We start from the raw sequence: 14,853 nt of genomic DNA, 5'->3' as shown, positions 1-14,853 counted from the left end.
ATTCACCTATTTATAGAATTTCGATGTTTTCCACGAAACCTACTTTTTCGTAGTTTTCGATTACGTATGCATCATTTGAAGATTGGTATTCTTCCACTTGATCCAGTGATGAGTTATCAACAATTTGACGACGCTTGCCAGTTTCTTGGAAGTAAATTGACAAGTTGTCTAGTGATGTCACCAGTAGTGCATCATCTGGGAAGAATGGAACACGAACTGCTGGTAAACCACCAATTTGTTTTTGGCTTACTAATACTTGGCCAGCCAAAGTATCAGTGTTGTCAGATGCATCATTCACCAATGGGAAGTTTTTATCATTCAGTAATTGACGACCACAGATCACCACCAGATCGGTATCATCTTGATGGATCTCACCAATCAAGTTGCTGACAACATCGACAACAAGTGCATCTAAGTTTTTATAATCACCTGCTGCACCGATTTTTACTTTTCCTGATGCTTCAACCACTTCAGGCATATAGCGTTCAGGTGCATTGGTACGGATTTTTTGCAACCAGCCAATATTCACATCTTGAAGCAGTGGATTCGCTTGGCGGTCAGTCTGTGCAGCAGCACTTTTACCATTCCAGCCGATCATGATCATGTCTAGAGCAATCGCACGGTCAACAAATTTTTTCCAGCGTGCATAGAAATCTGGGAATTTTGCCCACGCATCTAATTTTTCGTAACGAATAGCCACGTCAAAATCGGTTTTATGGCATTTGTATGGATTAGACTTTAATCCAGTTGGATCTACTGGTGTACGTTTAGTTCCACCTTTAGTGTTTGAACGACCTGCGATGGTTGAACCTTGAGTCAAGCCAATTGCTTCACCTTCCAGATCATCAACTGGCTGCATATTAATTTGTTGAAGAAAGGCTGAAGACTCTTGAAGTGCATCTACCATCTTCTGAGCAATAGAAGGATCGACATTAAATTTGTCAGACGCAACAGCAACACCGTTGGCAGTTGCGATACTTAGCATAAGTGCTGAGTACTTTAAACGAGTTGTATTTTTCATCTTTAATTTCCAGTTATTTTAAGTATTTGACTTAAAAGTTTTGAATTTTAGTAATCAACTTTTTCAGAGAAGTTGCCAGTGTTTTCAGGTGCAGGTGGTGTACCTGGGTTTTCTTCACCTTCTAATTTGGTTTTCAGTTCATTGAAGTCTTTTTCCAATTTAGAATGCTTGGTTTTAAGTTCCGAAAACTCAGTTTCGACCGTTTGCAATTTGGTCTGACTTTCACCAAAGGTTTTTGCAATCGCTTCTAGCGAGTCAGATACTTCTTTGAATTGGTCATTATTTTTATTTTCTTGTTGTTCTTGTTGTGGCTTTAACCAACCCAAAACTTTAGAAAACAGTCCTTTTGCTTCTGTCTCAGGATCAGAACTGTCTTCAAACTGGATATCCACTTCTTCAGCAGCAGTAAATAAATTGTCTTTATGCTGTTTTTTTGAAGTGAATGGATTTGCTTCAGGATTCTTAGAAGCAAATTCCATAATCTGTGTACCTAAGGACGCAGGCGTATCAGTGAATGCAATACCGACCAAATAAGCTTCATTGGTATCAGCAAAACTTGGATTTACTTCAATAGAATTGAATAATTTTTGTTTTTTACCGTGCAGTTCAATCAGATTGTCGAATGCTTCAAGCTGAGCATATAAACACCATTTTTTTTGACCGTTAATGTCATCTTCTTGTGCTTTTAGTCCAAGTACTTTTGCATAATTTCCAAATTCAGAACTTGGAGAAATTCCACGAATATGCTCGATATTCGCTAAAGCAGTATAAGTATTTGGGTCATAATTCTTGGCCATTTGTTGAATCCAAGAAGCTTCAATGATGCGACCATCAGTCGTGGCACCAGCGACAGCAACTCGGTAAAATTTGGATTTCTTCATTTCTGAATCCTGTGTCTATGTCGATAGATAAAATCTATTTAAAGTAGTTAGCAGAATCGGAAGAACGGCATAAACATTCAATGCAAAGGGCTTGTATTAAGTGGGTTTTACAAAGTAGCCACAATGAATAAATGTTATAGCGTTGGCTTAATGAGCCAATGGATAAAGCACTTGATACACCGAAAAATCTAAACTTCGATAAACGCCTTCTAGCAAAATTTTTGTATTGGATGGGGTGGCGAATCAGCTCGATTGCAGATCACATCGACGAACCTGATAAAAATGTTCATGCGTGGAAAACACGTGACGAATGGGATAAAGATGCACCTGCAGGTCGAGTCGGTGAAGCTTTAACTGCTCAATTGATCAAACTGATTATTCTTGAGAAAAAAACACCTGGTGATTACAAAGAAATTGATTTACTCATGCGCCAGCTGGAGCGTATGGCACGAATCGAAAAATATTCTGACGGTGGTAATGAAACTGATCTGAATCCAAAACTTAAAAATAGAACTGCTGGACCACGTAAGCCAAAACAGCCAAATGCACTGACTGAAGAACAAGTCGAAAAACTTCTTGAAGACTTTGATGACGGTTTATTTGAATATCAAAAGGTGTGGTACCGTGCGCGTGAACAGCGAAATCGTGCCTTATTAAAATCACGTCAGATTGGTGCAACTTTCTATTTTGCACGTGAAGCATTGATCAAAGCTGTCACCACTGGTCGAAATCAGATTTTCTTGTCTGCATCTAAAGCCCAGGCACATGGTTTTAAAACCTACATTAAAAACTTTGTCATGCAGTCCATTGAAGTGGATCTGCAAGGCGATCCGATTTCAATCACGCTTCCATGTGGTAATACTGTTCAGCTGATTTTTTTAGGTACCAATGCCAAGACAGCACAGTCATACCATGGCGACTTATATTTTGACGAATTCTTCTGGGTACATGGCTTTGCCACACTGAAAAAAGTGGCATCGGCAATGGCTGCCCAAAAGCAGTACAAAAAAACTTATTTCTCTACGCCATCCAGTAAAACGCATGAAGCATACGCATTCTGGACAGGTGATGCTTTCAATAAAGGTCGCAGCAAAGAAAATAGAATTGAGATCGACACCAGTCATGCAAATTTAAGAGACGGTGCTTTATGTGGCGACAAAATGTGGCGACATATTGTCAATATTCAGGATGCTGAGCGCCAAGGCTGTGATCTATTTGATATTGATGAACTGATTGCCGAAAACAGTCCTGAAGAATTCGCAAATTTATATATGTGTGAATTTGTTGATGATGGTCACAGTGTTTTTCCGCTGTCCATCATTCAGCCATGTATGGTCGATTCATGGGAAGTATGGTCCAAAGATTTTAAACCGTTGGCATTACGTCCGTTTGGAAATAAACCTGTTTGGATTGGATACGATCCAGCAGAAAGTGGCGACAGTGCAGGGCTTGTGGTCATTGCACCACCTGAACCTGATTATCCTAAGTTCCGATTATTAGAACATCATCAGTTCAAAGGCATGGACTTTTCCAGTCAAGCGCAATACATCAAAAAATTAACAACCAAATATAACGTCAAATATATCGGCTTAGACAAGTCCGGTATGGGTACTGGTGTTGCTCAACTGGTCCTTGAGTTCTTCCCAAATTTAACGACATTCAATTACAGCGTCGATGTCAAAACACAATTGGTCATGAAAGCAATGGATGTGATCAACAAAGGTCGTTTTGAATTTGATGCCGGATCCACTGACGTGGCTATGTCAATTATGGCTATTCGAAAAACACTGACTGCTTCACAAAGACAAATGACATTTGAAGCATCACGTGCAGAAAACATCGGTCATGCAGATTTGGCTTTTGCCATTTTTCATGCGTTCGCAAATGAACCTTTAACCCTTGATGACCAAACAAAATCTAAAAAATCCTCTATGGAGATTTACTAATGGCTGACAGCAAAGTGCAGGCATTTACGTTCGGTGATGCAGAGCCGGTGATGAATGGCCGTGACTTATCACAGTTCTATGAAACATGGCTGTGTGGCAATTACTATGAACCACATATCAGTATGAACGCTTTGGCAAAATCCTTTAAGGCAATGCCATATTTGTCGACTGCAGTGTTTTATAAAAAGAATCAACTGGTGTCGTCATTCACACCAAATAAATTGATCAGTTCATCTGAGTTTGAACGCATTGCTTTTGATTACTTGGTATTTGGTAATGGCTATTTACAGCGGATCGATAATCGATTGAATGAGCCACATCACTATGATGGACTCATGGCCAAGTACACCAGACGCATGAAAAACTCGAACGAGTTTTTGCAGCTGTTGAATGGTTTTGAAGAACACATTTTTAAACCTGGTACCGTCTGTCACATCAAAGGCATTGATGTCGATCAAGAAATTTATGGAACGCCTGAATATATCGCTGCACTTCAATCTGTTTGGCTAAATGAATCAGCGACTTTATTCCGTCGCAAGTACTACAACAATGGATCTCATGCCGGCTTCATCTTATACATGACCGATTCAGGAATTGATGATGATGACGTGGAAGGTTTAAAACAAGCCATGAAAGATTCACGTGGTCCAGGTAACTTCCGCAATTTATTCCTTCATGCACCTGGTGGGAAAAAAGATGGTTTGCAACTGATTCCGATCAGTGAATTGGCTGCAAAAGATGAATTCTTAAATATTAAAAATGTCACACGTGATGACGTTCTTGCATCCCAACGTACACCACCACAATTGCTTGGAATTATTCCATCCAATGCAGGTGGCTTCGGATCTATCAGTGAAGCACGTGAAGCCTATTGGTATTCCGAAATTGTTCCACTGCAAAATTTATTTGCCAACACAGTAAACGAATGGGCAGGTGATCAGATCATCCGCTTCAAAGAGTTTCATCAACTTCAATTCAAACAGGAAAAACAATAATGAATATTGCTTTGGCAATTAAAAATTGGAAATTCATCGTGATGGTTGCATTGGCCATCTCTTTGGCTTTTTCAATCATCAGCTGCACAGGTAAGTCACATCAAATTGATTTACTCACATCACAAAAAGCTTTAGCCGAAACCCAACGTGATCTTGCTAGATCTGAATCTGCTGTATCTTCACTTGAAACGGAAAAAGTATGGGCCCATCAATTATTGGAGTCAGAACAAAATGCAAATAAAAACTTACAAGTTGCGCTGGCTGCTGCCAGTGACAATGCTTTGGCTGTTGACCGGTTGTCAAAGCAGGTCAGTGATACCAACCAACGTCTGTCCTCAGGTACCCATGAAGCCATCGTTGAATATGGAAAGACCTGTAACTTCGTACTCAAAACAATGGCAGAACGTGGTGGAGCAATCGCAGCAGCAGCTGATGGACACGCAATTGATGCAGAACGACTAGATCAGGCATGGCCACAGCAAGTGAAGCCAGATAAACAAAGCTAATCACAGTATTTACACGAAAATAAAAGTCCTCCATGTGTGAGGGCTTTTTTTTGGCCAAAGTTTCTAAAACCACAGAATCCGGTTCAAGCCGTGCGGTTGACCCCCCACCTCACCTGCCCAGTAAATGTGTCGAATATTCAACAGATTTGTGATCCCAACCGATGACCCTCTAAGCCACAGCAGTACTGGTGCATGACACAGCCGAATGCCCAAAATTCAGTTCTACATAATTCAACAGGGATTCTATGAATGCCTACAACTTGCGATTTATCAAAAGTTTCTTCAACTCAATCAATAGTGCTTAAAAAAGGTTAGAAACAGTAAAATGAAAGGTTTTTAACATTTAAGTATCTGATATTTAATAATTAAATTTCTAACTATATAAAGGTTAGAAGTGGTTAGAAAAAAGTTATAAAAGTTAAAATATTTATATAAAACAATAATATAAAAGGTTAGAACTTCTAACCAAAATTAGAGGTTAGAACTAACCATAATCTAACCATTTTCTAACCTTTTTAAAATTGCAATTAATCTATATAAATCATATATTTGAATACTATTTTATAATTTTCTAACTTTTCTAACCTCTTTTTTTTCTCACCTGAAATTTTCAAAAACATCAAAATCGCATTAAAAAAGCCTTTTTCAAACTTTGGCCATTGCTGTCATATATATGTGTGTGATCTCTACATCTGATATATTTTCTGTACTACATACCAGGTGTGATGCTATGAATTTTAGTGTGTCTGTTATTGAAGAATTTGGTGGCTATGAGAAGGTCATGGAAAAATTAAAGAATCCTTTATTCTGTTTCCTACATAATGTTGCTGCACTGGAAAATCATTTAATTGAATACAGAAAAGAAAAAAAGATATTCATATCAGGTGACAAAGTTGTTCTTGATAATGACGACCGTAAAATTTATGAAATTGATTTTGAAGATAAAAGGCACTATGGTTTTTTTATGAAATGTGGAAAAGCAGTTTCATATTCACTCGTATTGAGACACGCACATAGAATAGAAATTGAAGAAGATTTACGAATCTGTATTTGAGTTCAAATCCTGAACCGGAAATAGAACTCATATTTGGCGTGAAACTTTTAATTTGTTATACGGATGTTATACATAAGTGATTTTTTTGAATAATTTACCTTTTAAATTATGTATTTATTTGATTAATTTGGTAGCCGCCACCTCCACCAAAATTCCCCAAATAAAACAAGCGCCTTAATAGGCGCTTGTTTTTTTTGACAGGTTTTTGACAGGTTTAGTCTGTCTTGAGCTTTCCCATCTCTATTTTGTTTTTATCCCCATGCATCCACTTTGCATAGCGCTTCATCATCATCTGTAGGCTATGGCCCATTTGATTGGATACAAAAACTGGGTTTAAGCCATCCATAAGCATCATAGTCGCATAGGTGTGCCGAGCGTTGTAAGCAGGGCGGTGACGAATACCACATGCTTTTAGTGCCGCTACCAACCTATTACGTGGTGGTTTCTCATTAAAAAAAGGTTCACCAGTTTCAGGGCAGAGCATCAAATATTTACTCTGAATATTTCTATCCTTTTTATATTTGATTAACTCTTGTGCTGCTTTCTTAGATCGTGCATTCAAACAAACTTCACGCGCCGTGTGAGTTTTCGTCACGTTTTTTTCAACACCGCGAACCCGACTTTTATTAACTTTGAACATTCCACTAAAAAAATCAAAATCTGACTCTTTTAATGCAATTAGTTCAGAGGGGCGGCATCCAGTCCAAAAAGCTAGTTCGTAATACCAATAATATAAAATTTCATCTCCCTTTAAAGTCGTTTTAAGATTTTCAAGTATTGCGTCCATTTCTGGTCTACTAAAAGGATCTGGAATATCAACTTGTACTTTTTTATTCCTTATGCCGTCTAACGGGTTTTCTGTAATAAATTTATTTTCCATTGCACAATCGAAAACCCCACGTAAAGGAATCAGGCAATTATTTAGAGTTTTCGCTGTTTTAAAATCACGATCAATAATAGCCTCTTTAATGTTCTCAATTGATATTGAGTTGATTGGCATAAGTGCGAAATAACCCATCCAATGAAATTCCAAAATATTTAAATAACCTTTTTTGGTATCGGTATTACTTTCACAGAATTTAAGATATTTCTGAGCGACCTCTTGAAATAGAATACCGCCGTTGACAATGACTGCATCATCATCAACGAGCTGGCCTCTTGCTTCGGCAATATCACTATCAGTTAAAATACCCCATTCAGCCTTTGTTACTAACTGAGCTCTAATTTTAGCGGCCGCCGAGATACCTTCTGCACTTGGGGGGTGAGGTAGCGTGATGTTGTACTCTTTCTTTCTTCTCTCGAAGTAGATTTGGATCGCCCCGTTTCTGATCCGCACGCCTGTTGGCATCGACTTTGTGCTTTTTGAGTCAGCCATTCATTGAAACCTTTAATTGAGTAGTAAATATTTCCATCTTGTTTAGTCCAAACAAGATCTTCTTGCCAATTTTTACGGCGGTGGGTCAGTTTCTCTTCATTAATGCCTGTAAGTGCTGAAAACTGGCTGGCACTAACCCAATCCAATGGGATTAGACCAAAGCGCGAAAGTAGTTCTAAGAGTTCCTCATTCATATCTCATCTCCATTTTCATAAATGTGATCCAGTGAGTATTTGCACGCTTTCCACTGATGTGTCCGAACACAGGCTTTTGATCAGTCAAAGCTAAAATTTCACTGACTTTAATTTGTGTTTCATTCCACTTGAAAATAAGCACACCGCCGTTGGCCAACACGCGAAAACATTCCTCAAATCCTTTTCGAATATCATCCCGCCAACTTGCTTGAAGTTTTCCATACTTCAAAGCAAGCCAGCTTTCTTTTCCTGCTTTAATCAAATGAGGTGGATCAAATACGACTAAATTGAATTGACCATCTTTGAATGGCATTGCTCGAAAGTCCATTTCAATATCGGGCGAGACCTCAAGAGAGCGACCATCACATAAAATGTGCTTTTCAGCACGAATATCTCCGAATACGACATTTGGATTTTGACGATCAAAATGCATCATGCGAGAGCCGCAGCAGGGGTCAAGGATTGGGGCATTCATGACTTTGCTCCTGTGCTTTTGGTGCTTGCGGCAAATGCATCCAGTGTGTGATTTCACAATCATCAAATTCATCTAATGCGACGACTTGATAAACATTGAATTTGGCAAGTTTTGTTGTCGAGATGCCTAAAAGTAAATCTCCTTCACTTGGCAACTCATCATCAACCGAAATCCATTCAGGCACCGCTTGGGCTTTGGCTTGCCATGCTTCCCAACAGGTTTGAGTGTGCTTATCAACATAAAAGTCTAGATCGAGCGCAAACTGCATAAAATGGGCGCCATAGCGTGATTCAAACCACGCCTCAAACGCTTCTTTTTCTTTCTGAATATCCATCAGTCTTCATCCTCCTGAAAATCATCAATATCAAAACGCCATTTATCAATCAGACCGTTTTCATTGATGTTCATGATGATGTAATCGCCATAGCCACGTTCAGCGGGGCATAAGGTTTTAGGCACATAGCCATCATCACTACGGAAGAACTTGAACATGTCATTCAATCGAGTAAATACAAAAGATCCCATATCACCAGTGATAACCAAATAGCCTGGGCGAGTTGTGATGTTGTAATGCATAGAAACGGTGTTTGGACGTGCAATCGTTAAATCACGGAACACACCTTGATCTAGGTTTACTGTAAGTTGGTGACTTGCAATATCCTTTAAAAATTGCTCAAGTGTTGGAGTCTTCATGAAACCTCTCCCAGACTTTGCTGCACAGAATGCGGTAAACGCTCTTTAGCCCACCAAAAAACAGCGCTGTCCAAATGCTCTGTATCAAACGAAGCCATTAAAAAATGTTCTGGTGATGGTGGAGTAGGTACGAAGCCTTTCCACTCACCATTTGCATTAGGATCGATTTCCTCAAGATCAACAGAAGTATCGATTAAAATATCAATATTGCCGTTTGCTTGAAGCTGCTCCCATTCTTCGGGAGTGTAGCCACGTTCTTCGTCACAGGCTGACATTGGATCAATGGAATGAAAATCAGGGTGAAACCACCAGCAAAGGTCTTCAGGCAAATCGACACGCGTTAATTGTTTAATCATGACCTTGCTCCTGATCTTCACTCCGTAATTTCTTTAACTGGATGATTATGTTGGCTGTTGCATGATTTAGAGCTTTCTCGGCATCTTTGGTACTTAAGTTATTTACATACAAGCCCATGGCTAACCACATAGTGCAAAATGAAAATTCTTTTACGGAATCACTGCCTTCTTGTTTAAGAATGCCCATTACTGGTGAAACTGCCTTGTAGAAAATATCTTGAGCTATTGCACTCGGAGCTACACCTACATCAATGTTCTTAATTTTTAATTCTTTACTACTCATGACTTCACCTATTGAGCAAATGTCTGCGCAAAATTCTGATTTATTCTTGAAAGTGCGCAAATAATTGCTCGAAATATTCATTATTTCTTTTCCGTTTTTGGCGTTTAACTGCACCTATTTCCCAGAGCCAAATTGCAATTGGTGTTTAACAGCCATTGCTTTCTGATGTTCAACATCGTCGGCACAGCCTTTCAAAATAACTAAACAAATACTGAAAATACTGATCATTAGTAGGGTGCTTGCTGCAAAGTTCTTTACCAACTCAATAACTGGCTTATGTTGTGGCTTTGTTTCTTCCAAGGTCGGTTCTTGGTAGAGGATTGCAGATGTTTGGCTTTTGGTTGTGCCAAACTCAGGTAATTTGCTATGAGATGCGCGTTGATTCATAATTAGCCCCGTAAGCGTGCAAGTGTTTACAAAGAGCCCTGATCCCGTCGAAAGTGTCAGGGCTTTTTAATGTCTGTGAGGTAAATATAACTATAGTTATTTTTATAGTCAATAGAAAAGCAAATGAAATATATCTAAAGTTATATAAAATTATAGTTGTAAGAATTTTTATGTTTTAATAGACAAAAGAAAACCCACCGCTGGGGTGGGTTGTTTACATCCAATCTATTTCTGCAGTTTATTTTTTTAAAATTAATTAAATAACAATAGTTTATATTTTTTTTAATGCTATTTTGATAGATTTTTTGCTATATTAGTATAAATTATCCTGCAGTAATAACCTTCAATGAACCAATTGTTTCAACACAATAATGATTTAAAAGATATTATTGAAAACGGCCATATAGAAGTGCTCAGAAGCGCTGTTGACTTAGATTCTATTGATTTAGTTCTAAGGGAATGCCTTTCATTGGAGGAAATGAGGGAGGCGGGCAGTTTTTTTACAGGTCAAAATTTAGCAACTAAATTAATTAAGTCATTTAATGAAGCAATTACTTTAGATTCAGTGGTGTTAGATCCTACATGTGGTGCAGGAAATTTGTTAATCGAGTGTTCTCGAATGTTAGGTGTACATAAAAATCTAAGTTGCACTCTGAAGTCATGGGGAAAAGTTTTACAAGGGTATGATTTACATTCTTCTTTTGTAGAAGCTACCAAACTAAGATTGGTTATTGAGGCGCTTAATCGAGGCGTGAAAAAAGACTGCAGTGTTGAGCAAGCATTATTATATTTTACCCATATCCAGGTAAAGGATACACTGCTGGTATGTGCTGAGGAGTTAAAGGGAGTTACTCACGTCGTATTAAATCCACCTTTTTCAAGCTGGATATCCCCTCAGGTACATTATTGGAAAAAAGGAAAAGTTAATGCTGCAGGTTTAATCATGGATCATTATCTAAGAAACCTACCCAAGGGCTGTTTAATCTCTGCTATTTTACCTGATGTCCTTAGATCTGGTAGTCGTTATGACAATTTTAGACAGTATTGTTCATCTCAATATGAGGCACAGTGTAGTATTTGGGGGCGATTTAATAAGAAAACAGATGTTGATGTTTTTCTGTTGATAGGCAAGTTAAAAGCTCAAGTAGATGATATTTCTATCAAGTGGCAAGAAAATAATGATAACCATAAAGGGGTGTTATCAGACTTTTTTGACGTATCAGTAGGCCCGTTAGTTGCATATAGAGACCCTTTAATTGGCAATGAGTATGCCTATTTTCACTCGAAAAATACTATTGCATGGGAAGTATTAAATACTGCAGTAGAGAAGCGAAATTTTAAGGGGCGCGTCATTCAACCACCATGTATATTGGTAAAAAGAACATCTAGTCCAGGTGATAAATATAGAGCGACAGCTACTATTATTGATTTACAGGAGCCTATTGCTGTAGAGAATCACTTGATTGTAATTAAACCTAAGAATGGATCACTACAAGATTGTAAAGCTTTATTTCAAAAGCTTAAATTGGATCAAACGAATGAGTTTCTGAACAAAAGAATTCGTATGCGGCATTTAACTGTTACAGTAGTTAAAGAAATACCATTAGATTGAAGATGGGTTTGCACTTCCTCTAATGGTACAGTTTTAGTTTACTACGTTACTACATAGATAGTCTTTAGTTGTAGTCGCATTTAAAATGAGATTTTGAAATTGAGTTATCATCCCCAGTAGCTCTTTTTCAATTTCATTATAAGTGTCTTCAATATCTGTGTTAGATAAAATTTCTCCATGTGCGATTGAATTTCTACATCTAACTAATGTGGAATCAATAAAGTGCGCTTTCAGTTCATAGCCGTTAGTATCAAAGCCTAATTGTTTTAAGATATTTAATAATATATTAGATTTTAAATTAGAATCTGTATCTATTACTAAATTTTCATCTACTTTAAAATTAATATTAGGGATATTCTCTAAATAACTCTTTAATTCAATTAAGGAGTCAAATTTATTAAAAGAAAATCCTTTTCTAAATTTGTCGGATACTGTTAGTAAATGAAAATTAGGTTTTAACCGATTAAATGGCACACCTTTATTGTTAAGGAAGTTTAAATATGCTAGAGCGCAATGTTTAATATGTCCTTCCCAATGAGAATAGAGCAGCACAATGGCTGCCCTAAGTAAAACTTTCTTCTCATGTGATCGAGGGTGATTACCTTTGATCAGTAAAGAAAGTGTTGAAAACTCTCTTTTTCTCCAAGATAAATCTTTTTGTAAGCTATCCTGTAGTTCTAGAGTTGTGCGAATTTTCATGCAAAAACTCTCGCTCCAATGCTAAACATGTATTTCATGCGGTCAATTGGCCTAGTTCTAGATCTAAGCACTTCTAAAAACTCTTCATCATTTGTGAGTATTTTGGTTTTATTAATAAATATGTTTTTAAGAGCTTCATCATCATGTTCATTATTTGCCACTAATTCTGAAATCGCAAAACTAGCAGCTTCGTAGACAGGTAACGATATAGCACCTTCATATTTGTTCTTAGTATGATTAAATTTTTTAAAAGCATCGTCTTCCAAAGCGTTATAAGCAATTGTAAATGTTTTTTCAAAAATTTGCTTTTCTCTATCATAGTCAAAATTATTATGTGGTCTAAATATCTCTAACATCTCAGCATTTAAATATGGTGCTACATCACTATGTTCACTCATAATATTATTGTGGTGGTGTCTATAGATAAAGAATCTTAAAGCTAGTTCTGCATCATAAGATTCATGCATCGCTTTTTCTGGTATGGGAAGGGAATTAATAAAGCTTTCACATTTTGACAACTCTTTAAGCCATATAAATGCATTTTTGTTGTGCATTAATAACATGCAATTTCGAACTTCTTGATCAGAAAGTCTTGTTCCACCAGTATTTAGTCTTTGGAATAATTCAAATTTAGTATCATTATCACTTTCACGTTTAATGATTTTAATATCGATTTTTTCTCGTTTAAAAATACGTTTTACCTCGATGTCAATTTCATTTTCAGGATTGTGTCTATCTTCCCAAACTTTATCTTGTAATAAAGGCAAATACTTAGTAGCTTGCAATTTTAAAGGAATTTGCACAGCATTATTTTCATCTTTTAGTTTACCTAAAAAAGATAAAATAGTTGAGATGCGTTGTAAGCCATCTACCACATCCCAAATGCCATCTTGTCGTTGCGCTACAAAAATTGATGGTAAAGGTATACCTAATAAGATAGATTCAATTAACTTGCTTTTTTGTTCATCTGTCCAACGATAAATTCTCTGAAATTCAGGGTGAATATCTAATTCTCCATCATCATACAGATTAATTAATTCTCCAATTGACATGGGGTAAGAATCTGTATGTACCTGCATTCTTGCTGTATCAATTTGATTTTGTAAATCTGACATCTTTTGCCTCTAACGGTGTTTACTTTAAATTTTATGGCTTTACTAAAGCTAGCTCTAAACGACCAACAAAATTGATTGTTTATACCCCAGAATACTTTTCTAAAAAGTCATCTATCCATCCTTGTGCCACTTCAATATTGGTTATGTCAGCCAGCTTCAGATTAGTACCTTCCTCTTCATTAAAGCCCTCAATAATCGCCTCAAAGATGTTTACTTCACCAATGACCTCGTGTGCTATTTCCTCAGGGTCGTAGCTTTGTTTAGCTTTTTTAAGCGAGGCTATCTGTTTATCAATTCCTGCGCCAATTTTTTCTAATGCCAATTTGAATTCTTGACGATTAATTGTTAGCGCAGTTTTGGATTTATTAAGTGTTCCGATCATTATGCTTTCCTCTTTTAGAATTATCATTGCCTGGGAAAGCGGTCTTACACTAGCCTAGCCCTAGCGTCTAACTCGCTTTACAACCTGTTTCCACCAGTACTGCCCTAATATAGTTATACCTTCTGATTCTATTTTGCTAGGGGAGTAGTATTCGTCAGGAAATTGATTTTTATCAGGGTTTGCTGAGACAGCCTTAAAGCCACCCTTACCCTCATCACTCCAATTAAACAAGTATTTAATTTTTGTATCATCCCCAACCTGAAAAGCATAAATTTCCCCGTCGTAAATGGTTCTAGCAGACATATCAATTGATATGGCCTGTCCATCTTTTAATTTAGGAAACATACTCTCTCCGCGGACATGGATTACCTTGGTTGCGGATGGTTGAACATTACATTCTTTAATTAGATCAACAGGGAAAAGCATCTTATTGTTGCTTGGCTTTTCTAAATTTAAGTAGCCATTGCCAGCACTCACAAATACATCATCATAATAATCAATAGCTACGTATCCATCTGGAACGGGATCGCCAGATTGATAGATACTAACCTCCATCGCAGATATATCGGCATTGCTTTTTTCTGGAGTTGATTCACTACCAGTTGTTAACCATAAAGGGTCAACATTTAAAAAATTAGCAATCAGTGGAAGGAAAGATGATTTCAGATTTCGGCCAGATTCTAAGGCCTGATATGCAGGCTGAGACATTTTCACAGCTTCCGCTACTTCTGCTTGGGTTTTCCCCGCACGCTTTCTTGACTGCTTAAGCCTGTCTTTTAATTCCATCTTTCAGAACCTCAAAATCTTAATAACAAATATATAACCTTGGTTATATGAGTTCAAATAGTTATAGTTATTGACTAAAAATAACTATAGTTA

The 14,853-nt window shown here is 37.3% G+C and carries 19 protein-coding genes; 5 read left to right on the top strand and 14 right to left on the bottom strand.

The genetic code is table 11. The features are described from left to right. Nucleotides 1–10: 10 nt before the first annotated feature. Together AC4CUZ_RS17920 and AC4CUZ_RS17915 are read right to left on the bottom strand one after the other, a co-directional pair. Nucleotides 11–1,021, bottom strand: coding sequence for a phage major capsid protein, P2 family (locus AC4CUZ_RS17920; RefSeq protein WP_490748008.1), 1,011 nt, complete (start codon nt 1,019–1,021; stop codon nt 11–13). Between the two features lie 47 nt (nt 1,022–1,068). Continuing rightward, nucleotides 1,069–1,902, bottom strand: coding sequence for a GPO family capsid scaffolding protein (locus tag AC4CUZ_RS17915; protein ID WP_490748007.1), 834 nt, complete (start codon nt 1,900–1,902; stop codon nt 1,069–1,071). A 158-nt stretch (nt 1,903–2,060) separates the two neighbouring features. Here AC4CUZ_RS17915 and AC4CUZ_RS17910 point away from each other — a divergent pair, with 158 nt between their 5' ends. The 4 genes from AC4CUZ_RS17910 (at nt 2,061) to AC4CUZ_RS17895 (ending at nt 6,403) form a co-directional block, all read left to right on the top strand. Next, on the top strand, nt 2,061–3,848 hold the full coding sequence (locus AC4CUZ_RS17910) for a terminase large subunit domain-containing protein (RefSeq protein WP_490748006.1): 1,788 nt from the start codon (nt 2,061–2,063) through the stop codon (nt 3,846–3,848). After that, on the top strand, nt 3,848–4,843 hold the full coding sequence (locus AC4CUZ_RS17905; RefSeq protein ID WP_490748005.1) for a phage portal protein: 996 nt from the start codon (nt 3,848–3,850) through the stop codon (nt 4,841–4,843). The genes AC4CUZ_RS17910 and AC4CUZ_RS17905 overlap by 1 nt, the downstream gene beginning before the upstream one ends. Continuing rightward, nucleotides 4,843–5,349, top strand: coding sequence for a hypothetical protein (locus AC4CUZ_RS17900; RefSeq protein WP_490748004.1), 507 nt, complete (start codon nt 4,843–4,845; stop codon nt 5,347–5,349). Before AC4CUZ_RS17905 ends, AC4CUZ_RS17900 begins: the two co-directional genes overlap by 1 nt. A 730-nt stretch (nt 5,350–6,079) precedes the next feature. Further along, nucleotides 6,080–6,403 carry a hypothetical protein gene (locus AC4CUZ_RS17895; RefSeq protein ID WP_490748003.1) on the top strand — a complete coding sequence of 108 codons (324 nt, stop codon included), beginning with the start codon at nt 6,080–6,082 and terminating at the stop codon, nt 6,401–6,403. A 214-nt stretch (nt 6,404–6,617) separates the two neighbouring features. Here the strand turns inward: AC4CUZ_RS17895 and AC4CUZ_RS17890 are convergent, their stop codons facing one another. The 8 genes from AC4CUZ_RS17890 to AC4CUZ_RS17855 form a co-directional block, all read right to left on the bottom strand. Further along, nucleotides 6,618–7,532, bottom strand: coding sequence for a tyrosine-type recombinase/integrase (locus tag AC4CUZ_RS17890; RefSeq protein ID WP_490748083.1), 915 nt, complete (start codon nt 7,530–7,532; stop codon nt 6,618–6,620). An 80-nt stretch (nt 7,533–7,612) separates the two neighbouring features. After that, complete coding sequence (xisR, locus tag AC4CUZ_RS17885; protein WP_490738037.1) at nt 7,613–7,972, bottom strand: excisionase family protein; 360 nt, start codon at nt 7,970–7,972, stop codon at nt 7,613–7,615. Continuing rightward, complete coding sequence (locus AC4CUZ_RS17880) at nt 7,965–8,447, bottom strand: TRM11 family methyltransferase (RefSeq protein WP_490748002.1); 483 nt, start codon at nt 8,445–8,447, stop codon at nt 7,965–7,967. The genes xisR and AC4CUZ_RS17880 overlap by 8 nt, the downstream gene beginning before the upstream one ends. Beyond that, nucleotides 8,428–8,781 (bottom strand): DUF551 domain-containing protein, encoded by a 354-nt coding sequence (locus tag AC4CUZ_RS17875; protein WP_078388978.1) that lies wholly within the window; start codon nt 8,779–8,781, stop codon nt 8,428–8,430. The genes AC4CUZ_RS17880 and AC4CUZ_RS17875 overlap by 20 nt, the downstream gene beginning before the upstream one ends. Continuing rightward, nucleotides 8,781–9,140 carry a hypothetical protein gene (locus AC4CUZ_RS17870; protein ID WP_490748001.1) on the bottom strand — a complete coding sequence of 120 codons (360 nt, stop codon included), beginning with the start codon at nt 9,138–9,140 and terminating at the stop codon, nt 8,781–8,783. Before AC4CUZ_RS17870 ends, AC4CUZ_RS17875 begins: the two co-directional genes overlap by 1 nt. Then, nucleotides 9,137–9,496 carry a hypothetical protein gene (locus AC4CUZ_RS17865; protein ID WP_131229970.1) on the bottom strand — a complete coding sequence of 120 codons (360 nt, stop codon included), beginning with the start codon at nt 9,494–9,496 and terminating at the stop codon, nt 9,137–9,139. Before AC4CUZ_RS17865 ends, AC4CUZ_RS17870 begins: the two co-directional genes overlap by 4 nt. Next, a complete protein-coding gene (locus AC4CUZ_RS17860) occupies nt 9,489–9,779 on the bottom strand; it encodes a hypothetical protein (protein ID WP_131229973.1) in 291 nt (96 codons plus the stop codon). Before AC4CUZ_RS17860 ends, AC4CUZ_RS17865 begins: the two co-directional genes overlap by 8 nt. Before the next feature lie 114 nt (nt 9,780–9,893). After that, complete coding sequence (locus tag AC4CUZ_RS17855) at nt 9,894–10,166, bottom strand: hypothetical protein (protein WP_490748000.1); 273 nt, start codon at nt 10,164–10,166, stop codon at nt 9,894–9,896. Nucleotides 10,167–10,512: 346 nt separating this feature from the next. On the opposite strand from AC4CUZ_RS17855, the gene AC4CUZ_RS17850 reads away from it, so the two are divergent. Beyond that, complete coding sequence (locus tag AC4CUZ_RS17850; protein WP_180039349.1) at nt 10,513–11,778, top strand: N-6 DNA methylase; 1,266 nt, start codon at nt 10,513–10,515, stop codon at nt 11,776–11,778. A gap of 33 nt (nt 11,779–11,811) precedes the next feature. Here the strand turns inward: AC4CUZ_RS17850 and AC4CUZ_RS17845 are convergent, their stop codons facing one another. The 4 genes from AC4CUZ_RS17845 to AC4CUZ_RS17830 form a co-directional block, all read right to left on the bottom strand. Then, nucleotides 11,812–12,477, bottom strand: a complete 666-nt coding sequence (locus tag AC4CUZ_RS17845; RefSeq protein WP_180039348.1) for an MAE_28990/MAE_18760 family HEPN-like nuclease — start codon at nt 12,475–12,477, stop codon at nt 11,812–11,814. Continuing rightward, complete coding sequence (locus tag AC4CUZ_RS17840) at nt 12,474–13,592, bottom strand: DUF262 domain-containing protein (protein ID WP_180039347.1); 1,119 nt, start codon at nt 13,590–13,592, stop codon at nt 12,474–12,476. The genes AC4CUZ_RS17845 and AC4CUZ_RS17840 overlap by 4 nt, the downstream gene beginning before the upstream one ends. A gap of 79 nt (nt 13,593–13,671) precedes the next feature. Then, nucleotides 13,672–13,974: a hypothetical protein gene (locus AC4CUZ_RS17835; protein WP_490747999.1), complete on the bottom strand. Its 303-nt coding sequence runs from the start codon at nt 13,972–13,974 to the stop codon at nt 13,672–13,674. Nucleotides 13,975–14,034: 60 nt separating this feature from the next. Beyond that, on the bottom strand, nt 14,035–14,760 hold the full coding sequence (locus tag AC4CUZ_RS17830) for an XRE family transcriptional regulator (RefSeq protein ID WP_004980515.1): 726 nt from the start codon (nt 14,758–14,760) through the stop codon (nt 14,035–14,037). Between the last annotated feature and the right edge of the window lie 93 nt (nt 14,761–14,853).

The sequence above is a fragment of the Acinetobacter sp. 789_lipA genome, assembly GCF_058242845.1.
The sequence above is the reverse complement of the archived record's forward strand: the minus strand, read 5'-3'. Positions and strand labels throughout refer to the sequence as shown.